Annotated in this window: 24 protein-coding genes; 19 read left to right on the top strand and 5 right to left on the bottom strand. The window is 61.3% G+C overall.

The genetic code is table 11. The annotated features are described in order from the left end of the window. Positions 1-25: 25 nt before the first annotated feature. From ACPPVP_RS15615 to ACPPVP_RS15600, 4 genes are all read left to right on the top strand, one after another. Positions 26-1,525, top strand: a complete 1,500-nt coding sequence (locus ACPPVP_RS15615; RefSeq protein WP_426535733.1) for a tripartite tricarboxylate transporter permease — start codon at positions 26-28, stop codon at positions 1,523-1,525. Positions 1,526-1,745: 220 nt separating this feature from the next. Beyond that, positions 1,746-3,041, top strand: a complete 1,296-nt coding sequence (gene oxlT, locus ACPPVP_RS15610; RefSeq protein ID WP_426535731.1) for an oxalate/formate MFS antiporter — start codon at positions 1,746-1,748, stop codon at positions 3,039-3,041. A 274-nt stretch (positions 3,042-3,315) separates the two neighbouring features. After that, the gene (locus ACPPVP_RS15605) at positions 3,316-3,747 is read left to right on the top strand and encodes a CBS domain-containing protein (protein ID WP_426535729.1); all 432 of its coding nucleotides are present in this window, start codon (positions 3,316-3,318) and stop codon (positions 3,745-3,747) included. A gap of 156 nt (positions 3,748-3,903) precedes the next feature. Next, positions 3,904-4,959 carry a ketopantoate reductase family protein gene (locus ACPPVP_RS15600; RefSeq protein ID WP_426535727.1) on the top strand — a complete coding sequence of 352 codons (1,056 nt, stop codon included), beginning with the start codon at positions 3,904-3,906 and terminating at the stop codon, positions 4,957-4,959. A gap of 149 nt (positions 4,960-5,108) precedes the next feature. Here ACPPVP_RS15600 and ACPPVP_RS15595 read toward each other — a convergent pair whose 3' ends face one another. Beyond that, positions 5,109-6,686: a winged helix-turn-helix domain-containing tetratricopeptide repeat protein gene (locus tag ACPPVP_RS15595; RefSeq protein ID WP_426535725.1), complete on the bottom strand. Its 1,578-nt coding sequence runs from the start codon at positions 6,684-6,686 to the stop codon at positions 5,109-5,111. Between the two features lie 143 nt (positions 6,687-6,829). On the opposite strand from ACPPVP_RS15595, the gene ACPPVP_RS15590 reads away from it, so the two are divergent. Next, the gene (locus ACPPVP_RS15590; RefSeq protein ID WP_426535723.1) at positions 6,830-7,069 is read left to right on the top strand and encodes a DUF1127 domain-containing protein; all 240 of its coding nucleotides are present in this window, start codon (positions 6,830-6,832) and stop codon (positions 7,067-7,069) included. Positions 7,070-7,138: 69 nt separating this feature from the next. Here the strand turns inward: ACPPVP_RS15590 and ACPPVP_RS15585 are convergent, their stop codons facing one another. Continuing rightward, positions 7,139-8,509 carry a DUF2252 domain-containing protein gene (locus ACPPVP_RS15585; protein WP_426535721.1) on the bottom strand — a complete coding sequence of 457 codons (1,371 nt, stop codon included), beginning with the start codon at positions 8,507-8,509 and terminating at the stop codon, positions 7,139-7,141. A 486-nt stretch (positions 8,510-8,995) separates the two neighbouring features. Next, a complete protein-coding gene (locus tag ACPPVP_RS15580; protein ID WP_426535719.1) occupies positions 8,996-10,372 on the bottom strand; it encodes an HD-GYP domain-containing protein in 1,377 nt (458 codons plus the stop codon). Positions 10,373-10,697: 325 nt separating this feature from the next. Between ACPPVP_RS15580 and ACPPVP_RS15575 the strand changes: the two genes are divergently transcribed. From ACPPVP_RS15575 to ACPPVP_RS15565, 3 genes are all read left to right on the top strand, one after another. Further along, positions 10,698-11,240, top strand: a complete 543-nt coding sequence (locus ACPPVP_RS15575; protein ID WP_426535717.1) for a sigma-70 family RNA polymerase sigma factor — start codon at positions 10,698-10,700, stop codon at positions 11,238-11,240. Next, positions 11,237-11,875: a ChrR family anti-sigma-E factor gene (locus ACPPVP_RS15570; protein WP_426535715.1), complete on the top strand. Its 639-nt coding sequence runs from the start codon at positions 11,237-11,239 to the stop codon at positions 11,873-11,875. Before ACPPVP_RS15575 ends, ACPPVP_RS15570 begins: the two co-directional genes overlap by 4 nt. Before the next feature lie 115 nt (positions 11,876-11,990). Continuing rightward, positions 11,991-12,578 (top strand): sigma-70 family RNA polymerase sigma factor, encoded by a 588-nt coding sequence (locus ACPPVP_RS15565; protein ID WP_426535713.1) that lies wholly within the window; start codon positions 11,991-11,993, stop codon positions 12,576-12,578. A gap of 14 nt (positions 12,579-12,592) precedes the next feature. Here ACPPVP_RS15565 and ACPPVP_RS15560 read toward each other — a convergent pair whose 3' ends face one another. Beyond that, positions 12,593-13,042 carry a TspO/MBR family protein gene (locus ACPPVP_RS15560; RefSeq protein WP_426535711.1) on the bottom strand — a complete coding sequence of 150 codons (450 nt, stop codon included), beginning with the start codon at positions 13,040-13,042 and terminating at the stop codon, positions 12,593-12,595. 316 nt (positions 13,043-13,358) lie between these two features. On the opposite strand from ACPPVP_RS15560, the gene ACPPVP_RS15555 reads away from it, so the two are divergent. The 7 genes from ACPPVP_RS15555 to ACPPVP_RS15525 all read left to right on the top strand — a co-directional run bounded on the left by ACPPVP_RS15555 (position 13,359) and on the right by ACPPVP_RS15525 (position 19,765). Continuing rightward, positions 13,359-13,577 carry a hypothetical protein gene (locus tag ACPPVP_RS15555; RefSeq protein WP_426535709.1) on the top strand — a complete coding sequence of 73 codons (219 nt, stop codon included), beginning with the start codon at positions 13,359-13,361 and terminating at the stop codon, positions 13,575-13,577. Between the two features lie 152 nt (positions 13,578-13,729). Further along, complete coding sequence (locus ACPPVP_RS15550) at positions 13,730-13,915, top strand: hypothetical protein (RefSeq protein WP_426535707.1); 186 nt, start codon at positions 13,730-13,732, stop codon at positions 13,913-13,915. A 368-nt stretch (positions 13,916-14,283) separates the two neighbouring features. Continuing rightward, the gene (locus ACPPVP_RS15545) at positions 14,284-15,873 is read left to right on the top strand and encodes an ABC transporter substrate-binding protein (protein WP_426535705.1); all 1,590 of its coding nucleotides are present in this window, start codon (positions 14,284-14,286) and stop codon (positions 15,871-15,873) included. A 60-nt stretch (positions 15,874-15,933) separates the two neighbouring features. Then, complete coding sequence (locus ACPPVP_RS15540) at positions 15,934-16,869, top strand: ABC transporter permease (RefSeq protein ID WP_426535703.1); 936 nt, start codon at positions 15,934-15,936, stop codon at positions 16,867-16,869. A 67-nt stretch (positions 16,870-16,936) separates the two neighbouring features. Beyond that, entirely contained in the window at positions 16,937-17,758 is an 822-nt protein-coding gene (locus tag ACPPVP_RS15535) for an ABC transporter permease (RefSeq protein ID WP_426535701.1), read from the top strand. Continuing rightward, the gene (locus ACPPVP_RS15530) at positions 17,755-18,735 is read left to right on the top strand and encodes an ABC transporter ATP-binding protein (protein ID WP_426535699.1); all 981 of its coding nucleotides are present in this window, start codon (positions 17,755-17,757) and stop codon (positions 18,733-18,735) included. The genes ACPPVP_RS15535 and ACPPVP_RS15530 overlap by 4 nt, the downstream gene beginning before the upstream one ends. After that, a complete protein-coding gene (locus ACPPVP_RS15525; RefSeq protein ID WP_426535697.1) occupies positions 18,728-19,765 on the top strand; it encodes an ABC transporter ATP-binding protein in 1,038 nt (345 codons plus the stop codon). Before ACPPVP_RS15530 ends, ACPPVP_RS15525 begins: the two co-directional genes overlap by 8 nt. Positions 19,766-19,864: 99 nt before the next feature. Here ACPPVP_RS15525 and ACPPVP_RS15520 read toward each other — a convergent pair whose 3' ends face one another. Then, positions 19,865-21,004, bottom strand: a complete 1,140-nt coding sequence (locus ACPPVP_RS15520; protein WP_426535695.1) for an MBL fold metallo-hydrolase — start codon at positions 21,002-21,004, stop codon at positions 19,865-19,867. A gap of 65 nt (positions 21,005-21,069) precedes the next feature. Here ACPPVP_RS15520 and ACPPVP_RS15515 point away from each other — a divergent pair, with 65 nt between their 5' ends. The 4 genes from ACPPVP_RS15515 (at position 21,070) to ACPPVP_RS15500 (ending at position 24,452) form a co-directional block, all read left to right on the top strand. After that, positions 21,070-21,258, top strand: a complete 189-nt coding sequence (locus ACPPVP_RS15515; RefSeq protein WP_426535693.1) for a hypothetical protein — start codon at positions 21,070-21,072, stop codon at positions 21,256-21,258. 188 nt (positions 21,259-21,446) lie between these two features. Further along, positions 21,447-22,100, top strand: coding sequence for a class I SAM-dependent methyltransferase (locus ACPPVP_RS15510; RefSeq protein WP_426535691.1), 654 nt, complete (start codon positions 21,447-21,449; stop codon positions 22,098-22,100). 320 nt (positions 22,101-22,420) lie between these two features. Then, entirely contained in the window at positions 22,421-23,413 is a 993-nt protein-coding gene (locus ACPPVP_RS15505; protein ID WP_426535689.1) for an NAD(P)H-dependent flavin oxidoreductase, read from the top strand. Between the two features lie 70 nt (positions 23,414-23,483). Continuing rightward, positions 23,484-24,452 carry a zinc-binding dehydrogenase gene (locus tag ACPPVP_RS15500; protein WP_426535687.1) on the top strand — a complete coding sequence of 323 codons (969 nt, stop codon included), beginning with the start codon at positions 23,484-23,486 and terminating at the stop codon, positions 24,450-24,452. Position 24,453: the final 1 nt, after the last annotated feature.

Here is a 24,453-nt window from a genome sequence, read left to right as displayed (position 1 = left end):
TCGTCGCACGCTGGGGATCACCGGGATGGAAGAACTCGTCAATCTGTTTCACGGCTTTGCGGTCGCGCTGCAGCCCTTCAACATCATGGTGATGATCGTCGGCATCGTGCTGGGCGTCGTGATCGGCGTGCTGCCGGGATTGGGCGGCGCCAACGGCGTCGCCATCCTGTTGCCATTGACGTTCAGCATGCCGCCGACATCGGCCATCATCATGCTGTCCTGCATTTACTGGGGCGCGCTGTTCGGCGGAGCGATCACCTCGATCCTGTTCAACATACCCGGCGAGCCATGGTCGGTGGCCACGACGTTCGACGGCTACCCGATGGCGCAGAGGGGCAAGGCCGGCGAAGCATTGACGGCGGCGTTCACCTCGTCGTTCGTGGGCGCGCTGTTTGCGGTCGCCATGATCACGCTGGTGGCGCCGCTGGTCGCAAGCTTCGCGCTGCGATTTGGTCCGGCGGAGAAATTCGCGGTCTATTTTCTGGCGTTCTGCAGTTTTGTCGGCTTGAGCAAGGAGCCACCCTTCAAGACCATTGCGGCCATGATGATCGGGTTTGCGCTGGCTGCCGTCGGTCTCGACTCGATCACCGGACAGTTGCGGCTGACATTCGGCTATACCGAATTGCTGAACGGGTTCGACTTCCTCATCGCCGTCATCGGCCTGTTCGGCATCGGCGAAATCCTGCTGACGATGGAGGAAGGGCTCGCCTTCCGCGGCGGCAGCGCCAAGATCAATTTGCGGGTGGTGCTGCAGACCTGGAAGGAGTTGCCGTCTTACTGGATGACGTCGTTGCGCTCCTGCATGATCGGCTGCTGGATGGGCATCACGCCCGCCGGCGCGACGCCGGCCTCCTTCATGAGCTACGGCATCGCCAAGCGGGTGTCGAAGCACGGCGCCAATTTCGGCAAGGGCGAAATCGAAGGCGTGGTCGCGCCGGAGACCGCGGCGCACGCCGCCGGCACCGCGGCGTTGCTGCCGATGCTTTCGCTCGGCGTGCCGGGCTCACCGACGGCGGCCGTGTTGCTCGGCGGCCTCCTGATCTGGGGCCTGCAGCCCGGACCGATGCTGTTCGTCGAACAGAAGGAGTTCGTCTGGGGTCTGATCGCCTCGATGTATCTCGGCAATATCGTCGGCCTCATCGTCGTGTTGACCTGCGTGCCGGTTTTCGCAGCCATCCTGCGCGTCCCCTTCAGCATCATCGCGCCGCTCATCCTGGTGCTGTGCGCGATCGGCGCCTATTCGGTGCATAGCTCCACGTTCGACGTGATGCTGATGCTGGTGTTCGGCGTGATCGGTTACCTCTTGAAGAAGTGCAATTATCCACTTGCCCCGCTGGTGCTGGCCATCGTGCTCGGCGACAAGGCGGAAGAGGCATTCCGGCAATCGCTGCTGGGATCCCAAGGCTCACTCGGCATCTTCTTCTCCAACACGCTGGTCAGCACGATCATGATTTTGGGATTGATTGCGCTGTTCTGGTCGGTGATTCAGCAGGGTTATACCCGCTTGCGCGGCGCCACCGCGTAAGCTCAGGCGGAACGTTACCGCCATAAAATCAAACCTGTTTTTTGTCCTAGTCGGGGGGTCGTGCTATCTCAGGCACGGCCCTTTTCGCGCTTGCAGCATTTCCGGCGTGGATGACGAATTGCGGTGCGCCGGCCAAAATTCCTCTTGTCTACTGGCATAACATATACCAAACTGACCTCTTGAGCTGTCGGGTATTGATAGAACAGCCTATGGAGGGAAGATGACGGACACAGTGCACGGAGCGGCCCCCGTCGCGGCGGCCCGAGTCAGCGACGCCTATCGTTGGACCCAATTGGCCATCGGCGTCCTCGCGATGGTGATGATCGCCAACTACCAATATGGCTGGACTTTCTTCGTACCCGACATCCAGAAGAAATTCGGATGGGATCGCGCCTCGATCCAGTGGGCATTTACGCTGTTCGTGCTGTTCGAGACCTGGCTGGTCCCGGTCGAAGGCTGGTTCGTCGATAAATACGGTCCGCGCATCGTCGTCCTGATCGGCGGCATCCTCTGCGCCATCGGATGGGCGATCAACGCCGAGGCGACCTCGCTCAACGGCTTCTACCTCGGCATGATCATCGCAGGCATCGGCGCCGGTGGCGTGTATGGCACCTGCGTCGGCAACGCGCTGAAATGGTTTCCCGACAAGCGCGGCCTCGCCGCCGGAATCACCGCCGCCGGATTCGGCGCGGGCTCGGCGCTGACGGTCGCGCCGATCCAGGCGATGATCAAGGACTCCGGCTTCCAGACCACCTTCCTCTATTTCGGTCTCGGCCAGGGCATCATCATCGTGCTCCTCTCCTTCTTCCTGTTCGCTCCGAAATCAGGACAAGTGCCCGCGGTGACGCAGAACGCCAACATCATCCAGACCCGGCGCAATTATGAGCCGACCGAGGTGATCCGTCAGCCGATCTTCTGGCTGATGTATTTCATGTTCGTGATCGTCGGCGCCGGTGGATTGATGGTCACCGCCAACCTGAAGCCGATCGCGGTCGACTGGAAGGTCGACAGCGTGCCCGTCACGCTGATGGCGGTGACGATGACGGCTGTGACGTTCGCGGCCACCATCGACCGCGTCCTCAACGGCCTGACCCGCCCCTTCTTCGGCTGGATCTCGGACATGATCGGCCGCGAGAACACCATGTTCATCGCGTTCGGCATGGAAGGCATCGGCATCTGGGGCCTGTACATGCTGGGCCACGATCCCGTCTGGTTCGTGCTCCTCTCAGGCTTCGTGTTCTTTGCCTGGGGCGAGATCTACTCCCTGTTCCCGTCAACCTGCACCGACACCTTCGGCGCCAAGTTCGCGACCACCAATGCCGGCCTGCTCTACACGGCAAAGGGCACCGCGGCGCTGCTGGTGCCGGTAGCGAATTACATGCAGCAGTCTTCGGGCAACTGGGACGCGGTGTTCCTCGTCGCGGCCGGCGCGAATATTCTGGCCTCGCTGCTGGCGATCGCGGTGCTCAAACCCTGGCGCAAGACGGTAGTCGCCAAATCGCAGCTTGCGGCCTGATCCCAACCGGATCGGTCGTCCGAAACAGGCGCGCTCATCCCAAGGGATGGGCGCGTTTTCTTTTGCCCCGACGGTCCTCTGGTATACCTGAGCGCATTTTGGAGCGCTCCAGATACGTCCCGCCCTCCTCCGGATCGGGTGCCCGGCTTCAAGAACGTCAGTAATACTGCCTATTTATCTTCATCCCGACGCAAGATTTCCACTCCCAAGCGTGTTGACAATTGGCATTATGTATACCAGACTTGAGCCAATAGTTCACCTTAAGGAGGTTGCCATGCAAGTCGGAGATATCCTGCGCAAGAAAGCCGCCCGTGTCGCAACGGTTCGCATGAATGAGACCGTCGCCATTGCCGCCCAGCTGATGCGCTCCAGCAATATCAGCGCGCTGGTGGTCAAGGATGTCGTCCGCACCGAGGGCAACACGGCGGTCGGCATGTTCACCGAACGCGACGTGGTGCGCGCGATTGCCGAACACGGCGCAGCCGGCGTCAACATGCGCGTGTCGCAATTCATTTCGGTGCAGCAGCTCGTCTCCTGCACGTCGACCGATACGCTCGAGCATGTCCGCCACCTCATGAGCAAGCATCACATCCGCCACGTGCCTGTCATCGACAATTACAGCCTGATCGGCGTCATCAGCATTCGCGATATCTTTAACGCGTTCGACGACGAAGCAACGCCCTTCCAGCTGGCCGCGTCAGCCTGACCGGTCGCTCCGAACTGCGCCGGCATTTTTTGGGCTGCACTCCCGGGGAATACGGCATCGCACCGCAATATCAGGCTTAACGCCTGTCGCGAGGCAGGCTCGCAAAGCTGCGCGCCGGAATAGTAGCGCCGGAAAACATCATCTGTGGGAGGGCGCATGGCGCGTAACATTCTGATCCTTGGGGCCTCGTATGGCTCGTTGCTGGCGACAAAGCTTTTGATGGCGAGTCACAACGTCACCCTGGTCTGCCGGAAGCAGACGGCAGAACTCATCAATCGCGACGGCACCGAAGTCCGCATCAAGCTGCGCGACGAGGCGGCCCACCGGCCGATCTTCTCGCGCGACCTGCCCGGCATCCTGGACGCGGTCGAGCCCGCCGACGTCGATCCTTTCCGTTACGATCTGGTTGGTCTGGCGATGCAGGAACCGCAATACGCTGCCCCTGCGATGCGGCTTTTGATGATCAAAATTGCCGAGGCAAGGCTGCCTTGCCTCTCGATCATGAACATGCCCCCTCTGCCCTATCTCAAGCGTATCCCGGCCCTCGCTGAAATGGAGTTGGAGAAGGCTTATACCAACGCTGCGGTTTGGGATCGGTTTGAGCCAGGCCTGATGTCGCTCTGCTCCCCGGATCCGCAGGCCTTCCGTCCCCCGGAGGAAGCGGCGAATGTTCTTCATGTCGGCCTGCCGACAAACTTCAAGGCCGCGTCCTTCGCGGATGAGAAGCACAATCTGCTGCTTCGCGAGCTGGAAGCCGACATCGATGCGGTGAGGCTGGATGGCCAGGACGTTCCGGTGAAGCTCAAAGTGTTCGGTTCGATGTTCGTCCCGCTGGCCAAATGGTCGATGCTGTTGACTGGCAACTACCGCTGCATCACGCAGCAAGAGCCACAATCGATCCGCGACGCGGTGCACAGCGATATCAACCTCTCGCAGTCGATCTATGAGCATGTCGATGCCATCGCCCAGCGTCTGGGCGCCGATCCCTGCGATCAGGTACCTTTCGAGAAATATGCCAGGGCAGCGGAAAGTCTTCTCAAGCCCTCCTCGGCAGCCCGGGCGGTCGCCGGCGGCGCGCCGTGCATTGAGCGCGTCGATCTCCTGGTAAAGCTGATTTCGCATCAGCTTGGTGTACCCAACGCCGAAATCGACCGCACGGTCCGGATCGTCAATCAGAAACTGAGCGAGAGCGTCGAGGCCATATCTGCCTAAAACCACCACCGGCGTCACGGCGCCGGGCGCCGTGATCGAGTGCCCCTCTCCTGCGATGGCAAGACCGTCTAGGAGGGCAACTCGGCATCGTCATCGGAAGCCCTGCAACAACGCCTCTAATTAAGCCGACAACTTCATCCTAGGTGCACTCATTCCGGCACGCCGGCGATCCGCCAAGCTTGCGCCAACCTTTCGATAGCTTCCGCCGCGCGAAATCTGGTCTTGAGCTTAGGTATAATCGTGGAAAGAAGCATGTCCGGCTTCGCTTGCATGATGCGCGCGCATTCTGCTCGTGCTTCCACAACCCGTCCGGACATCGCATAGCATGCCACAAGAGCAAATTGTGCATTCAGATAATTGGGTCGGTGTAGCACGGCGGACTTCGCCCAAGATAATCCGTCGTCATACCGACCTGCCACAAAATGAGCATACGCTAGCCCGGTTTGCGCAAAAAACAGCAACGGATCCAGCGGACTTAAACGCACCGCGATATTGAATTGCTTAAGCGCCGCATCCACGTCGTCGAGGAAGAGGTTCTGCCAACCGCTCGAATACCACGCGATAACTAGATTTGCGTCTAACTCTTGCGCGCGGGAGACGAGGGCTAAGCCATCCTCGACCTCATTCAGTAGCCCAGACATTACCTGTCCAGCCCTTGCAAGCACTGTTGGATCGTCTTTGTCAATTTCGATCGCGCGCCTTACCAGCCGCCGGGCTTCGATACGTTCCTGAGCAGCATCGCTCGTCCACCCGAAGGTTTTTCTTTGCAGACAAATATAAGCGCCAAGCGCATACGCCGCGGCAAATCCGGGATCGATCTCGTTGGCCGCCTGGCACAGTCTGAACGCTTCAATGTTCTGTTCGCGGGTGAATTGATAAAAACCTGATAGCGCACGAAGATAATAGTCGTAGGCCTGAAGGCTTTCGGTGGGCTTACGTTTGGCGCGCTCGATTTCAGCGCGCTCCAATTGAGGAACGAGTGCGCAAATTACGCTGCTCGTTATTTGGTCCTGCAGATCAAAGATATCCTCAAGTTGACTGTCGAAGCGGTCCGCCCAAAGATGGGTACCCGTCGTGGCGTCAATCAACTGCCCGGTGATGCGAACCCGATTGCCCGATTTGCGCACGCTGCCTTCGAGCACATAGCGAACGCCAAGGTCACGCCCGACTTGCTTGATGTCGACAGCTTTTCCTTTGTAGGTAAAGGTGGAGTGGCGCGCGATGACGAACAGCGACTTGGAGCGCGAAAGGCCGGTGATGATGTCCTCGACCATGCCGTCGGCGAAATACTCCTGCTCGGGATCGGAACTAAGGTTGGTGAAGGGGAGAACGGCAATCGAGGGCTTGTCGGGGAGTGGGAGGGCGGGTTTCGGCTGTTCCGAGTGGATCTCGGAGGCTACCGCGCTGCAAACACTCTGATCTTCCTGCACCGCACCAACGAAGCGGAAACCCTTCCGCGGCAGCGTCTTGATCAGGCGCTGTTCCTCTCCGGTGTCGCCGATTGCGCTCCGGACGCCATTGACGCGGGTCGTCAAGGCTGCATCGGAGACAATGCGCCCGTTCCAGACCGCGCTGATGAGGTCGTCTTTGCTGACCACGCGCTCCCTGTTTCGAATCAGGTAATCGAGTAGATCGAAGGCCTGCGGCGTGATCGACACCGCGTCCGCGCCGCGAAGCAGTTCACGCCTTTCGGTGTCGAGCGTGTGATCCTCGAAGAGATAGCGCAAATTGCCATTCCTCCCCGGCGGTTACCTCTGAGACCCGCTGGATCAAGAATAAGCTGCAGGTAAGGGAAATGTAAGCGTCCAGTTAAGCGCGCCGGCGTGTCTTGCGGCTTTGCGAGGTGAACCCATCCAGACAGGACACCGCAATGAGCACGATTTACGGGACCGCCGAACTGGGACCGGCAACCGCGAAGCGGCAGGTCTATAGCCCCTTCGAGGCATATTGGAATGCATTTCAGGAGTGGCGCAAACGCGGAAAGCTGCGCGCCGAATTGAGTTGCCTGACGGACAGCGAACTCGCGGACATCGGTACCACGCGCGGTGAGATCGACTACGTTGCATCGCACCGAGATATAGACCCGCGAGACATCCTCTCTGCCATGTGAATGTCGTTGCTGGCCACGGCGTAGCCATCGACGGCATCAGCCAGCACACCAACGATTCCCGGCGCGTCACTAGGCGGCTTTTGCCGCTTTGGCCGATTTCGCCGGGGGCTTTGCCTTCACGAGCGCGGCGTGATCGAGGATGGTCTGCTCGGCATAGGCCATCGCGAACGACGCGATCGCATCGTCGAGGACCTCGCTCTTGCCGGAGTAGCCGGCAATGGCGGCAGGGTCGCCTGATCGCGCGTGGGCCCGTGCCAGCGTACGACCGCATAGCCGGGCGTAATCCGACAGTGCTTCCCCTTCGCTGATTTCGCTGATGCTGCCCAGCCTGTGGTTCTTCAGCGTCCGGACGTAGAACTCGCGGCCTGAGTCTTCATCCCTCGTAGAGCCGAGGAAAATATCGCTGGCGGCTTGCATCATCTGCTGGCCCTGTACGACGCGGTGGCCCTGTGGCGCCTTGTATGCGAGGTTGCCACCGAGCCGCTCCAGCACGGAAGGCAGCGCCTGCTTGATCTGAAGGATCAACGGCTCGTTGTCGCCGGTCAGAAACAGGGCGATGCAGCAGAATGTCCCGACGGAGCCCACGCCCACCGCTTTGAAGGCGATACCCTTCATCGTGAAGCGGTTGAGCAGCCGCAGCCGATCCGGATTGAGGCCTTTGCGATACGTGGCAAGCACACGTTCGACCCCAAGCTTGTGCTTCGCGTCGGCCTTCGGATCCAGATGGAAGATGGTCGGCGGCTTGTCGACGATCTTCGGATCGCCGCCGCTGACAAGATGTGGGAAATTGTCGTCATTTGACAGGCCTTCACCGCGCGCCTTGGCGATCACGCCGGCCAGCCTGCGCCGCAGACCGCCGTTTCCGATCCGGTTGATCTCCTGTTCGAGGTCGATCCGGCTGTGCCATACCTCCAGCGGAGACAACTTGGCCAGGGCAGCCATGTGCAACCGATAGGCTCTGACGGTTGCTGCGGCCAAGGCACGGGCCTGCCTTTTCGAAGCGCCCGAGCCCAGCGCTGCAACGGCCACGCTGGCTGCGAGACGCTTCAGGTCGACGGTGAAATCGACACCGGGCAGCGTCTCGTCGAAATCGTTGACGTCGAAAAGGATGTTGTTTTCCGGCGTGACGAAGGCCCCGAAGTTCATCAAATGGCTGTCGCCGCCCGCTTGCACCGGAATTCCGGCCCTCGGCTGGCCTGCAAGATCTGTCGCCATGATGGCGGCGGCCCCGCGCAGAAACGCGAACGGGTTGAGCGACATGCGCGCGTAGCGTTCCGGCACGAGCTCTGGGACCCGATTCCGGTCGCTCTCGGCGAGGATCGCAACGGCATCGCGCGACAACGATCCCTTCAGGTCCGCATGCGCCTCCCGCGGCGTCTCGCGGCGGAGCGCCTTTCCCAGCTTGAACCGTTCGTTGCGCGAACCCGTGGCCAGCGTCATGAGCAGGTCGTCCCACGAAAGGCACGGATTATATGACCCTGCCCGGCTGCAACAAGACAACAACCCGTCATAGCGCTGACATGCCAGGATGGCCCCAGTGAACCATCTCGAATTGTTGACTCGACCGCTGTCCCCGCCCCTGAAAGGGTATGAGGTTTTCGGAATTGCGGACCAGCAGTGGGCGACGGCCAGGAGCTACGGCCATACCCCAATTCGACCCCGCGCTCATTGAAATCATGAAGAGGGTGCTCGAGGACACGATGACCAGAGTGCCCTCGCAACATTCAACCCCGGCCGCCAAGGCATATTTTGCCGAATGCATTTTGAAGGCGGCGGCCCAGGGAAAACCCAGTTATGACGCGATGATCGTTGCGGCAGCCGATCAGATTGAGGTGTCGTATCCTTGTTGGGTTAGGGCCGCTCCACCTGGCGGCTGCGATCCGCCAAACAATTCAAGCTACATTCAGCCAAGATCGAGCGCGCCGGTCAGGCGGCCAGCGTCTCGTCGATCCGTCCAAGCGCGCGGGTGAGCGCCGCAAAACAGTTTGCGTCGATCTGGGTGCCGACCATCCCGGACATGATCGTGAGCGCTTTTGTGATCGTCATCGCGGCGCGATAGGGGCGATCGGCGGTGAGCGCATCGAATATATCTGCCGTGGTGATGATTCTGGTTTCCAGGCAGATTTGGTCTCCCGAGAGGCCGCGGGGATAACCCTTGCCGTCAAGTCGTTCATGATGCGCGCCGGCGATCGGGGCGAGTTCGCTGAACGCGCCGATGCGCGACAGGATTGCTTCCGAATGCGCCGAATGCATGCGCATGACCTCCCATTCGGCGTCGTCCAGCTTGCCCGGCTTGTCGAGGATGGCGTTGCTGACGCCAAGCTTGCCAATGTCGTGCAGCAGTGCGGCACGCTTGAGCCAGCGTCGCTGCTCGGCACTGAACTCCAACTGCTCCGCGATCATGTCGGTAAACAGCGTGACGCGCTCGCTGTGGCCGCTGGTGTAAGGACTCTTGGAATCCACCACCTGAGCGAAGGCGGCAGCGATGTCGTCGAGATAGTCCTCGTCGATTGGCACGCTCGCCTGCTCCGGCGGTTGGGGCAAGGCCGCCCCATGCCCGTCGTCAGTGCGAAGCATTTCCCAGAACGCAGGCCGCGCCGCGATGCGCTCAAAGGCCGCTACCAGGTGTGGATCGAACCACGTCCCCGACCGGTTCTGGGCTTCGCGCAGCGCCGCCTCGGGGCCGTTCGCGACGTGGAACACATCGATCACCTGCGCCATCAGCGCGATGCGGGAATAAATCGGGATGGCCGTACCGCGCAGGCCCAGCGGCTTGCCGCCGCCATCCCAATGCTCGTCGAGATTTTTGATGCCGTCGGCAACCGGCTCTGCGAAGCGCATTTTGCGGGCGATGTCAGCGCCGCGATGGCAGCGCGTCTCGATCAGCTCGCGGGCGATCTCGCCGCCGTTCTGGAAGATGTTGACGATGGCGCGGAACCGCTCGGCGAGGCCGGCTTTCAGGCCGGTATGACCGAGCACGAAGCGCAGCGCCTGCGGCAGGCTGCCGTCGATGAACTTGAAGTCCTGCTTGAAGGAGAGATCGTCGGTCAGATACAGCTCGCAGATCCGCGCTGCATTGCTGCTGCAGCCAAGATCCTTCAGCAGCAGCGCGTAGTAGAGTTCGGCGATCTCGGCCTTGCCGAGGCCGATTTCCCTGCCGATTTCGACACCTATCCGGCTGCATCGCACACAATGTCCTGCCGGCTGTCCCTCGGTGAGATCGAGCGCGTGGCTGAGTGCTCCCAGCAGTTCAGAAAGTGTGATCTTGTCGAGCTGCCCGGCGGCGAGCGGCGCGGGTTCCATGGTCGAAGCTCCGGGCAATTATGGCCGGCAGAAGCGCCGGGTCGCATCTCCAAAGCACCAGATCACGAGAGGATTAACAGGGTATGCTCCCGCGACTGCTCCCGTCATTGTCGGCTCGATCAGAGTCAGAGTTGCGCCGCTGAACGGAGCCTCTCAAGTGATCCAAACCCCCGCCCCGCTCGTTTACCCCGGGTAAGTTCCCTTGAGCGGCGCAATGTCCCGTGGTTCTCAAACGATCCGAATGCTGTCAAGAACGCGGCGCTCGACGGTTCCGGTCCGGCTGAGCCGGCGATGGAGACCATGCAACGAAAGGCCCGAGGTAACGGTGGAGTGGGCGACGCTGATCGGGCGCGTCGCTGACGGTGACCGCGAGGCGTTCCGACGCCTGTTTGAGCATTTCGCCCCGCGCGTGAAGGGGCTGATGCTGAAGACCGGCGCCGGCAGCGATGATGCGGAAGAAATCGCGCAGGAAACCCTGCTGGCGGTGTGGCGGAAGGCTGCGCAGTTCGATCCGGTCTCCGCGGGTGCTGCGGCCTGGATCTACACCATCGCCCGAAACCTGCGAATCGACGCGGTGCGGCGGGCGGCGCGCACGGGTGCGGTCGCCCATGATGCCGAGCTCGATTACCTCGTCGATCCCGCCGAACCGGCCGATGACGTCATGGCGCGAAATGACGAGGCGGGCCGCATCGATCGGGCCCTGTCGAGCCTCTCCGAGGAGCAATCCATGGCGATCCGGCTGTCGTTTATTGAGGAGCGCCCGCATCCCGAAATCGCCGGCATCCTCGGGCTGCCGCTGGGGACGGTGAAGTCCAGGATCAGATTGGCGATGAACCGGCTGAGAGCCCTGTTGGACGAAACGAAATGACCGTAAGCCACCACCCCCCTCCGGAATTGCTGGCAGGTTTTGCTGCCGGAACACTCGACGCGGGCGAGCATCTCGCCATCGCCGTTCATGCGTCGGGCTGTTCGACGTGCCGGCGGCTGGTGCGTGCCGTCGAAGGCATCGGCGGATCGGCGCTGGAGGCCATCGAACCCGCCCCGATGAAAGCCGGCGCGTTCGAGGCCGTCATGGCGAAGCTCGATCAATCCCCACCTCAGTCCTCGGCATCCACGGATAGCGTCGCGGATGACGACCTGCCCGAAACCCTGAGGCACTACCGCATCGGACGGCGACGGTGGGTAGCCCCGGGCGTCAGCATGCGACCCATCGAGCTGCCAGGTCCGTCAAGGTCGCGCGTATTCCTGCTCCGATCGAACCCCGGCACGCATATGCTCGAGCATACCCACACCGGGACCGAGCTGACATGCGTCCTGCGGGGCAGCTTCAGCCACGAGGGCGGCCGGTTTGGCGCTGGAGATTTCGACTTCGGCGACGAGACGCTGGATCATCAGCCGACCGTCGGCGACGGCGAGCCCTGCCTTTGCCTGGTGACCATGAGCGGCGATCTCCGCATCAACGGCTTCTTCGGTCGTCTGATCAGCCCTTTTGTACGCCTCTGATCCCAGCAACGCGCTGACGACTGTGACAAAAAGTCCGGCCGCTTCGTTCCAGTGATCCACCCGCGCGGCTACATCGTTCCCACCCGAGAACACTGCATCAACTCGGGACCATTGGATGACAATCGGGACAGCATCGACCGCTGAGCAAAGGGACCATCTTTCCCTTCTCATCGCGCGCGCCGCCGAAGGCGAAGAGGCCGCGTTCTCCGAGCTCTATGCGCTGACGAACCGGAAGATGCGCAAGACGGCCAGCGCGGTGTCCCCGCGCGGGGCGGAAGTCGAGGACATTCTTCAGGAGGCGTATTTAAAAATCTGGCGGAACGCGCCGAACTTCAATCCGGATCGATCCTCGCCGATCAGCTGGATGGCCGTGATCGTGCGCAACACTGCGATCGATGCGCTCCGTCTCAAGACGCTTCCGACGACCGATCTCGACTTCGCGTTGCTGGTACCGGAACCGGTGCCGGATGGCGCTGACGACTTCGACTACGACCGAGCCCGGCCGATCGCCGCGACCGCGATCCGTCAGCTGCCGGATGACCGCCAGGCGCTGCTGTCGCTTGCCTATATCGATGGCGAAAGCCGGCAATCGCTGTCGGAGCGTTTTGGTGTACCCGTCGGCACCATCAAGACCTGGCTGCGGCGAACGCTGGAGACGGTGCGCACCGATTGCGCGGCGTTCGAGGCTCAGGCGGCGAATTGATCTTGCACTTGCCCCTAGTTGAGCCGGGCGATTTCGAAATTCAGCGCGGAAGCAAACCCGACCCAGGCGGCGTATGGGATAAATAGCGCGGCGGAAATCCTGTCATCGGACCATTGCCGTGCGATGAACGCGAGGATCGCGGCGAGAAGCATCAAAATGACGGCAAGCGCCGCAGCCGGCCAGTGCGCCGTAAAGAAGACGGGCAACCACAGAAAGTTGAGGGCCATCTGCGTCCACCACAGCGTCATCGCCGTCGAGTTGCGGTCCCGCTCCCAGGTTCGCCAACCCGCAATCGCCACTAACAGATAGACCATCGACCAAACCGGGGCGAAAGCCCAGTTCGGCGGGTTGAACCACGGCTTGGCGAGTGCGGCGTACCAGCCTCCAGGCCGGTTCAGGAGACCTGTCGCAAAGCCCGTGCCGACTACGAGGACGACAAAGAGCGCTAGCCGCAAATTCCGCATCGGGTACTCTTGCTCCTCGTATGGCAATATCAGGAAACGTCGAACGAAGGACAGCGGATCAGATCAGCAGCGCTAGTTGACTGGCTATTGTCCCTTTCAAAGGCGCGGGATGATTCATCACTGTTTCGCGCTATCGGCGGCCGAGCGTTCAGTTCCGCCTCACGGGCGAATGAAGCCGTCGGGGCTGAATTGCCTCATTTGGCCTTGGCGATGGTCGCCTGGATGCCGCCAAAATGACCGGCGTGGCGCCGAATTGTCTCGCTATCCGGGTCCAACAAGTGCAGCTTGGTTGCGCAGCCTCGCTTGGAGGTCGGTCATGAGCGGCAATATTTTCAACAGCAACGGCATCCACGTCGGGGTGATGGACGGCGCGGCCATCTTCGACCTGAAGGGCCGAAAGCTTTATCATTTAAAAGGGATCAATATTTATCGGCTTTCCGGCGAACTGGTCGGCCATCTGAACGGGCCGCAAGGCTCCGACAAGCGGCTCGATCGTTCCACCGACAGGCTATTCCCCGCCAGGGGCAGTTCTTGAGACCCTGCCGTATCAGGAGAAGGCGAACGACGAGCCACGACTTTCCTGCCTTTACGGCCGGATGATGCGCTTGAGTGGCGGGCCTTGGTTGATGCCGAAACAAACTGACAGGCCGGCATCCATCCCACAGGCACAGGTCTTTGGAGACCATCATGAACGACGCATTCTCGCTCTCAATCTCGCTAGGTATCATTGCCTTTGGAATTTGGATTGCCGCCGGCACGATCGGCGCCGGCGCGCATTTGGCCTGGATACTGATCGGGCTGCTTCCCATCATCGTGGGCTCGATCAGCCTTTATCTGGCAATTCGCGAAATCAGAGTCACGCCGCTGAATTGAGATTCTGAAATATCGTCGGTGGGCGTGAGCTTCGGCAGTAGGCGGCGTCTCCTGCTGCTGCCGGCCGCAGATAGTTTTTATTCCTGAGCCGGAATTTGTAGCAAAGCGTTGCAATGCGTGCCGTGAATACGGGCAGCGGCTGCCGCCGGCTGCGGGTGACAGAGATAGTAGCCGGGAAGATCGGACACTCCACCAGCATTCGTATGAGCCGTCCGTCCCTGATATCTGCCGCCACGTCATCGTCGCAGACATAAGCGAGCCCGCTCTGGAGCCCCGGCTTCACGAATTCAGGACGGCCCCCCTTGCACCCGATACGCTGCGAGTGATCAAATCGCTGATCGGAATACTCCTGCACTGTTGGAGCAAACATGATGCTGAAGAAGATTGCGATTGTGGCCGGTTTGGGACTGGCACTCTCCGCCGCGGCGGAGGCCCAGACACCGCGCAAGGGAGGCGCCATTCGCATGACGGCGCCCTATGGCTCAAGTTTCACCAGCATGGACATTCATACGACACAGCGCGCGCAGGACGAGATATACGCCAAAGGTCTGCATCGGTCGCTCTACATCTGGGACTCCGCCGAGGGCAAACCGGTTCCGGAGCTTGCCAGGGAGGTCACCGTCTCGGGCGGAGGTCTCGTTCATACCTTCAAGCTGCGCGACGACGCTTATTTCCATCACGGCCGCAGGATGACGGCCGACGATATCATCTGGTCCTACAATCGCATCATGGACGGCACCAAGGCCTATCCCGGCGCACGCTTTGTCCGTGTGATCGAGGGCGCGGCCGCGGTCGAGAAGGGAGAAGCCAAGGAAATCTCCGGCCTGAAGAAAATCGACGACTTCACGCTCGAAATGAAGCTGACCGAAAAAGTCGATCCGGGTTTCTACTTCTTCACCGCGCTGACGTCGATCTATCCCGCCGACGAGGCCGCCAAGGAGGGCTTCATCCAGAAGCCGATCGGCCTTGGACCGTTCAAATTCGTCGAGCACGTGCCGGGATCGCGCGTCGTCCTGGAGCGCTTTGACAAATTCTACAAGCCCGGCAAGCCGTACGCCGACAAACTCATCGTGTCGCTGATGGGTGAAGCCGCGGCGCGCGATGTCGCCTTCCGCAACAAGGAAATCGACACCTCGGTGCTGGGACCTGCGCAGTATGTCGCCTATCAGGCCGACCTCAATCTCAAAGGCACCATCGTCGAAGTCGCCGAAGTCTTCACACGTTACATGGGGATGAATCCCGGATTCAAGCCGTTCTCCGACAAGCGGGTTCGGCAGGCCATCAACCATGCGATCGATACCGATCTGATTATCAGCAAGCTGGTGAAGGGCAAAGCCTATCGCGCCACGAGCTGGCTGCCCCTGACCTCACCGCTCTACGACAAGGCCATAAAGCCCTACGCCTTCGATCCCGCGAAGGCGAAGCAGTTGCTCGCGGACGCGGGCTATCCCACGGGCTTCGAATTCGAATGGACGGCGAGCCAGAATGAAAGCTGGGGCTTGCCGATCGTCGAGGCCATTATCCCGATGCTGGACCGGGTGGGCATCAAGGTGAAGGTCAAGCAGGTCGAGACCGCGGTGCTGGCGGAGCTCGCTCGCAAGGGCGACTTCCAGGCCTATATCTATTCCCAGTCGACCGGCCCGGATCCCCAGGCAGCCCTCAAATGCTTCTACTCGTCGACGCCGCAATCGGCCTGCAACTACATGAGCTTCAAGAACGCGGACTTCGACAAGATGATCGATGAGGCCGGGCAGACCGATGACGCCGCCAGGCGTGTCCAGCTGCTGCAAAAGGCCAACGCCCTGCTCTATGACGAAGCGCCGGTCTGGTTCTTCAACTACAACAAGGCGGTCATGGCGGTGCAGCCGTGGCTCAAGGGGGTTCAGTTGAACGCGACGGAGCTGACTCATCAAAACGTCGAAGACCTCTGGGTCGATGAGACCTCGCCCGCGAAGTGACACGTGCTCTCGCCCTCCCCCCATCGCAAAAGATGATGGCGGGAGGGAGGAACAGTTCCAATGCTCGCCTTCCTGATCCGTCGAATCCTGCAAACCATTCCAACCGTGCTGGCTGTCGTGCTGGCGATCTTTGTGCTGTTCAGCGTCGTTCCGGGCAGCATCGTATCGAGCATGAGCGATGACGGCCGGGGTGCGGCGGACCCGCAGGTCGTGGAGCGCATGAAAAAGCAGCTCGGCCTCGACGATCCCGTCTACATCCGCTTCGGCGCCTACATTGCCAAACTCGCTACCGGCGATTTGGGGACGTCGTTCCGGACGCGCGAGCCGGTCTCGACCATGATCGCCAAACGAATGTGGCCAACACTGCAACTGATATTCGCCGCCATGATTTTTGCGATTGTGATCGGCGTGCCGCTCGGTTTCATCGCCGCGCTGCGGCCGGGCAGCATCGCTGACACGATCTCGATGGTCGTGGCGGTGTCGGGGCTTTCAATGGCCAAATTCTGGCTCGGGCTGCTGCTGATGTACCTGTTTGCGTTGAAACTCGGCTGGCTGCCGAGTTTTGGCTATGGCGATGGCGGGCTCAAATATCTGATCCTGCCGGCGGTGACACTCGGTGTCTCGCCGATGGCGCTGCTGGCACGGACGACGCGCGCCGCGGTTCTCGAGATCATGACCGCCGATTTTGTCCGGACGGCGCGCTCGAAGGGCATGAGCGAGACCCGGGTCGTGAAGTGGCATGTGATGCGCAATGCGCTCGTCATCATTCTCACGACGATCGGGCTGCAATTCGGCGCGTTGATGGGGCAGGCCGTCGTGGTGGAGAAATTGTTCTCGTGGCCGGGCATCGGTTCGCTGCTCGTCGACAGCGTTCTGCAGCGCGACATTCCGGCCGTCCAGGGCTCCATTTTCGTGGTGGTGCTGTTCTTTCTTGCGATCAACATGCTGATCGACGTGCTCTATGGCGTGATTGATCCCAGGATCAGATACGCATGAGCGCCGGCCGGCTCTATCACGCCCGTGCGGGATTGACTGAACCGCCAGCCGCGGCGGGGCGGCCGCGATGAAGCTCGGCGCCAGTCTCATCATCGGCGGGGCGTTGTTCGCGCTTGCGATCTTCGTCGGCCTGTTCGCACCCTGGCTGGCGCATACCGATCCCGTCATGGATGCCAATCTGCTGAATGCGGAAGAGCCGCCGAGCTGGATCTGGTGGTTCGGTACCGACGCGCAGGGCCGCGACATTTACTCGCGCGTCGTGCACGGCGCGCGCATCTCGCTGACGGTCGGCATCGTCTCGCAGTTCGTCAACAGCGTCATCGGCGTGACGCTGGGCGTGACCGCGGGCTATTGGGGCGGCTGGTGGGACGACGTCGTCAATGGGCTGACCAATCTGATGCTCGCGATCCCCTCGCTGATCTTCGCGCTCGCCATCATGGCGGTGCTCGGACCCGGCCTGACCAGCCTGCTGATCGCGCTCGGGTTGACCAACTGGTCGTTCACCTGCCGGATCGCACGGGCGTCGACGCTGTCGCTCAAGAGCCAGGGCTATGTGCAGGCGGCAAGAGTGCTCGGCTACGGCGATTTGCGCATCATGATCACACAGCTGCTGCCGAACATGCTCGGACCGATCATTGTCATCGGCACGCTGGGCATGGGCGGCGCGGTGTTGGCCGAAGCCTCGCTTTCATTCCTTGGCCTCGGAATCCGCCCGCCCTATCCAAGCTGGGGCAGCATGCTGTCAGAGGCCCGCGACCAGATCACAACGGCGCCGTGGCTCTCGATTTTCCCCGGCCTCGCCATATTCCTGACGGTGCTCGGCCTCAATCTGCTCGGCGATGGCTTGCGTGACCTTCTCGATCCACAGTCGCGGAGCCGGCGCACATGACGAGCCCTCCCCTGATCGAAGTCGAGGATTTGCGCATCGATCTCGATGACGGATCCAGCCATGTTGCGGCGGTCGAGGGCGTCTCATTCCGCATCGATCGTGGCGAGACATTCGGCCTGGTCGGCGAATCCGGCTGCGGCAAGAGTATTACGGCGCTCGCGCTGATCGGCCTGTTGCGCCAGCCGCTTTCGATCGGCGCCGGCGCCATCCGGTTTGACGGCCGCGAGATCCAGGGACTGCCTGCGGCCGAGCAACGCGCGCTGCGCGGCAATCGCATCGCCATGATCTTCCAGGAACCGATGACGGCGCTTAATCCGGTCTCCCCTGTCGGCCGGCAGATCGCGGAGATGTTCGTGCTGCACAAGGGCAAGGACTGGCGCGAAGCCAACCAGCTGGCTGTCGAGGCGCTGGCGAGCGTCCGCGTCCCCGCACCCGAGCGACGGGTGAAGGATTACCCGCACCAGCTTTCGGGCGGCATGCGTCAACGCGTGATGATCGCCATCGCGCTCGCATGCGGGCCGGATCTTCTGATCGCCGACGAACCGACAACCGCGCTCGATGTGACGGTGCAGGCGGAAATCATCGAGCTGATGCGGAATTTATGCGCCGAGCGAGGTACCGCTATTTTGATGATCAGCCACGATCTGGGGCTGGTCGCCAATGTCTGCCGCCGCGTCGCCGTCATGTATGCCGGTCGCATTGTCGAGCAGCGCGGCTCGGCCGATATCTTCCGCGCCTGCGCCCATCCCTATACGCAAGGGCTGGTCGACTCGCTGCCGCGGCTGGGGAGCCGCGCAGCCCTTGGCCGGACGCGGCTCCAGGAAATCGCAGGCGTGGTGCCGGCGATCGCGGATTTCCCGGACGGTTGCCGGTTCAATCCGCGTTGCGCGCGGGCGACCGACATTTGCAGGACGACCGCGCCGGAAACGACATTGCTCGACGCAGGCGGACTGGTCAGGTGCCATCATCATGCATGAAGGCGCTGGGAAACCTGGCAACGATGTCATTCTCAGCGTGGAGGATCTCGCGGTCCATTTCCCGGTTGGTGGTGGCTTGCTGGGCGGCGGCCGGCGGCTGTTGCGTGCGGTCGACGGCGTCGATCTCGAACTGAAGCGCGGTGAGTGCCTCGGTCTCGTCGGTGAATCCGGTTGCGGCAAGTCGACGCTCGCGCTTTCGATACTTGGCCTGCAGATGCCGACGCGCGGCCGCATCGTGCTCGACGGGAAGGTCGTGACGGGCCGGCCATCGGGCGACCGAAAGGCCCTGGCTCGCATCGTACAGATGGTGTTTCAGGATCCCTACGCCTCGCTCAATCCGCGCCAGACCGTTCGTCGCACGCTTGAAGACCCGCTGCGCCTGCATGGCGTGACGGCCAAAAGCGAGATCGAGGGACGGGTTGCGACGATGCTCAGGCATGTGGGCCTGCGGCCCGAACAGGCCGGCCGCTACCCGCACGAATTCTCGGGCGGCCAGCGTCAGCGCATCGGCATCGCGCGGGCGCTGATCCTCAATCCCAAAATTGTCATCTGCGACGAACCCGTGTCGGCGCTGGATGTCTCGATCCGTGCCCAGATCATCAATCTGCTGCTGGAATTGAAGGAAACACTCGGCCTCTCCTACATCATGATCAGCCACGACCTCGGCGTTGTCGAGCACATGAGCGACCGGGTCGCCGTGATGTATCTCGGCCGCATTGTGGAGACAGGCGACTGGCGCGAAATCTTCGAACGGCCGGCGCACCCGTATACGCAAACCCTGATCGCTGCCATTCCCGATCCGCTACGCAGCGCACCGCTCGCGACGACAAGGGGCGAGCTCCCCAATCCGCTCGATCCGCCGGAGGGATGTGCGTTCAGTCCGCGCTGTCGTTACGCCGAGGCCGTATGTCATCGCGAGCCCAGGCCGTCGCTAGAAACACGTCCCGATGGACACGCGGTCCGCTGCTGGCGAGCTGATGAGATTGCCGGTCAGACGGCGCTGGCCTCGACCGAAAGCGGGCCCCCTTAGGACGGAGGACACGTCTGCCATGGGTCCAATGCGTCGATTTTGGCATGTCTGCCGCACGTCCGGCGCCCTCGGTGGAACGAAGGCGCCACTCACGCACGACTAGCCCTCGGCTGCGAAGACGTAGCCGTTGCCATCCCTGGCCAGCGTGCCGGCGTTCGGCATCAGCCAGTGAGTACCCGAAATGGTGAGCTTGTCGGCGACCGCGCGATCGAAGATCTTTCTTCGCGTTTCGACGGCCATTTGCGGATCCTGATCGATGGCAAGCTGCCACTCGGGATTTGTAGAAATGTGGGGCGCAAGATTGACCACGTCAGCGCTGATCAGAAATTGTTTGCCGCCGGAGGTGATCAGATGCGCGACCATTCCCGGGCTATGGCCGGGCGCCTGAACGGCGTGCACGCCAGGCAGAAGTTCTGGTTCTCCCTCAAAGGTCCTGACGTTTTTCCAGGTCGCTATTGTAGCCTGAATGCGCTGGGCGAGGCCTTTGCGCGTCGGTCCGAGATCAAGCGACTCGACTCCCGGGCGTGTCCACCATTTCAATTCCGCGGCGGGCACCACGATGTCGGCATCCGGGAAGACCTGCGCATTGCTCTCATTGTTCATGAGGCCGTAAATGTGGTCGCCGTGAAGATGGGAGACGAGGATCGTCTTGACTGCCTTGGGGTCCAGTCCTGCCGCCGCCATGCTCTCGAATAGCCGGCCGTTCCCCTCACCGTAAATCGGATGACCGCCCGTGCCCGAATCGATCAGGACCACTTGATCGCGCAGCTTGAGCGCCATGACGATAAACCGCACAGGCGCCTGATTGTCGGGAAAACCGGCAGCGCGCAACGCGGTCTTGACCTGTTCGACGCCGACATTCCTGACCATGCCCTCCCGCAGCGGAGCATCACGCATGCCATCGATCAGCGAGAAGACTTCAATGTCGCCGACCGTGTATTTACGGAATGGTTGCGTGACGGATTGTTGGGCGTAAGCCGCGTCGACAAAAGTGATCGGCTTGTTGAGTCCAAACGCAGCATAAGCACCGGCTGCGCCAAGCGTCAGGTCCCTGCGCGAGATATCGAACATCGTTCGGCACTCCCCGCTGATTGAAAGGACGAGCGTATCGAGAGGGTGTGCGCTGCACAACCTCGGAAGCGTGTCGAACCAGGAAGCGCCGCGACCGGACGCTGCAGGGCCTCCGCATTGAAATAAAAATTGATGGAACAATGCAAAAAAAGCGGGGACATCTCCCAAAAGACGGCTTGATTTCTTGCTTCTTTTTCCTGGCCGGACGGCATTTCTTTGATGGGGAAGAAGAGATGACTGATCAACAATTGGCTCTTCAGGCGATCAACGAAGCGCAACTCATACTGGAAGAATACCTTCGGCCCCGGCCGCAGAACAATGAGCATATCCTCGACAAGCTCGTGGAAGTTCTCGAACGCCCCGATTTGGTAGTTGCTGTGAGCCGCTTGCAGCAACAGAGCAATCTCTCAGTGCGCAGATGAGGAAACTGCCAGCAATCGCCTTGGCCGCCTGGAGTTCAACGCGTTGTCACAGAGAAGCCTGGCAATCCATTGGACGCGCAAGCCCGGGCACTGACAGCCCCTGACACTTTCGAAGCGCGAAGGGCGCTCGCGCAATAGGCGTTGCGAATAGCGCTTGTTTTAAACCAGGCACGCAGCGGAAACCAGCAATGCGAACGGCTACAGATTTTAATCTCTATTACGCGGCGCCTGACCCCTGGCATATTTCCCACGCGCGATTCAGGGACAAGGTTCTGCGCCGATGTCTGAAGCCGTTCATCCGGAACAAATCCGTTCTTGAACTCGGTTGTGGTGAAGGCCACTTGACCCAGACAATTTTCAGCAAAGCACGATCCGTGGTTGGCGTCGACATAAGCGATGTAGCGATTGCTCGCGCTAAATCGCTGAACCTGCCAAATGCCCGATTTGAATGCGCTGATTTTTTACAAGCGTCATTCGAGGATTACGACGTGATCGCGGCCCTCGAATGCGTCTACTATCTGTCCTTTCAAGAGCAGGGAGCGTTCTTGGAGAAAGTTGCCAAAGAACACCCTGACAAAATACTTCTGCTCTCGGGTCCAATTGTGGACTACAGAAGGCACTTCAGTCATAAGCGATTGATGCTCGAGTTTACGGCTTTGGGGTTCACTCCCCTTAGATTTTATAACCTGTCGGTTTATTGGTATCCGCCTTCATCCAGAATTATCGCTGGCCTGATCAAGCTGCCACTTGGACACACCTTGCTTGATTGGATACCGGAGTCGATGATCTACCAAAGACTATACGCACTTCGAGCACCCAAACGCGGCTCGGATATTCGATAACCCGACGACAGAGACCGGAGCCTCGGCCGGACAAGCCATTCGACCATGCAGCAACTGCAATGCCCTGGGTTGGGTCAAAGGCGTCGATCCTGGCGTGTCCGGAGCACATCCGGTCAGCGCGCGATCTCGGAAATGCCGGACTCCATTCGGAATTGTCCGCACTGCGGAACAAGTCCTCGCTTTTGCATGATGGCGTTGCCCTGACCTACACCCGCCCCCCGTAGACTTTTGCGGGGGGTGACGGCATCCTGTTCTCCGAAATCTCACAAAAGACGTGCGCGGCCTCCCGCCGCCGCCGCCGGGAAAACCAGAGGGCAGACATGAAGACGCGATTCACCGAGCTTGTTGGCGTTGAACACCCGATCGTCCAGGGCGGCATGCAGTGGGTCGGCCGCGCCGAGCTGGTCGCGGCCGTCGCCAATGCCGGCGCGCTCGGGCTGATCACCGCGCTGACGCAGCCGACGCCGGAGGACCTCACCAAGGAAATCGCGCGGTGCCGCGACATGACCGACAAGCCGTTCGGCGTCAACCTCACCATTCTCCCCGCGATCAAGCCGCCGCCTTACGCGGAATACCGCCAGGCCATCATCGAGGCCGGCATCAAGATCGTCGAGACCGCGGGGAACAAGCCGCAGGAACACGTCACCGAATTCAAGAAGCACGGCATCAAGATCATCCACAAATGCACCAGCGTCCGTCACGGCCTGTCGGCGGAGCGGATGGGCGTCGACGCGCTCTCGATCGACGGGTTTGAATGCGCCGGCCATCCCGGCGAGGACGACACCCCCGGCCTGATCCTGATCCCGGCCGCCGCCGACAAGATCAAGATCCCGATGATCGCCTCCGGCGGCTTCGGCGACGGCCGCGGCTTGGTCGCGGCGCTGGCGCTCGGCGCTGAGGGCATCAACATGGGCACGCGCTTCATGTGCACCAAGGAAAGCCCGATCCATCAGCTGGTGAAGGAGCGCATCATCGCCAATGACGAGCGCGAGACCGAACTGATTTTCCGCACCATGCGCAACACCTCGCGCGTCGCCAAAAACACGATCTCGACCAAGGTCGTCGCGATGGAGAAGGAAGGCGCAAAATTCGAGGACGTGCGCGAACTCGTCGCCGGCGCCCGCGGCAAGATGGTCTATGCGACCGGCGATGCCGATGAAGGCATCTGGTCGGCCGGCCAGGTGCAGGGCCTGATCCACGACATTCCGACCTGCGCCGAACTGGTGTCGCGCATCATGCGCGACGCGGAAGCGATCATCCAGAGCCGGCTTGAAGCCATGGTGTCGGGCGCCCGCCGTCAGGCCGCCGAATAGATGCCTTGACGCCAGTAAAAGACAAGCCGCCGAACAGGCGGCTTGCGTCTCCAATAGAAGAGAAGAGCCCATGAAAGCCTATGTCTACGGCGCCAACGGCGCTGAAATCACCGATGTCGCCAAACCGTCGCCGAAGGGCACGCAGGTGCTGGTCAAGGTTCATGCCTGCGGCCTCAACCGCGCCGATCTAGGCATGACCAAGGGCCATGTGCATGGCGCGGCCGGCGGCGTCGGCACCGTGCTCGGCATGGAATGGGCCGGCGAAGTCGCCGAGCTCGGTCCTAACGCCAAGGGCGTCAAGGTCGGCGACAAGATCATGGGCTCGGGCGGCGCGGCGTTTGCCGAATACACGCTGGCCGATCACGGCCGGCTGTTCCGCGCGCCCTCGAACATGAATTTCGAGGAAGCCGCCACCCTCCCCGTCGCGCTCGCCACCATGCACAATGCTGTCGTGACCAACGGCGCACTGCAGGCGGGTCAGACGGTCCTGATCCAGGGCGCGAGCTCCGGCGTCGGGCTGATGGCGATGCAGATCGCCAAATTCAAAGGCGCGAAACTTGTGATCGGCTCGTCCACGGACGTGATGCGCCGCGGCCGGTTGAAGGAGTTCGGCGCTGATCTGGCGGTGGATTCCAGCGATCCCGGCTGGGTCGACCAGGTACTGAAAGCCACCAATGGCGAAGGCGTCGACCTGATCGTCGATCAGGTCTCAGGCCCGGTCGCGAACCAAAATCTGAAAGCCACCAAGGTCAAGGGCCGCATCGTCAATGTCGGCCGGCTCGGCGGCACCCACGGCGACTTCAATTTCGACCTCCACGCCGCCCGCCGCATCAACTATATTGGCGTCACCTTCCGCACCCGTACCATCGAGGAAGTCCGCGAGATCTTTGACGAGGTCCGCAAGGACATTTGGGGCGCGGTGGAATCGCGAAAGCTGCAACTGCCGATCGACAAGGTTTATCCGTTCGCCGAGATCCGAACCGCGTTCGCGCACATGGAAGCCAACAAACACCTCGGCAAGATCGTGGTGACGCTGTAGC

It is taken from the genome of Bradyrhizobium sp. McL0615, assembly GCF_049993905.1.
GTDB lineage: Bacteria > Pseudomonadota > Alphaproteobacteria > Rhizobiales > Xanthobacteraceae > Bradyrhizobium.
Note: the sequence above shows the minus strand (reverse complement) of the source record. Positions and strands in the feature narration are given on the sequence as shown.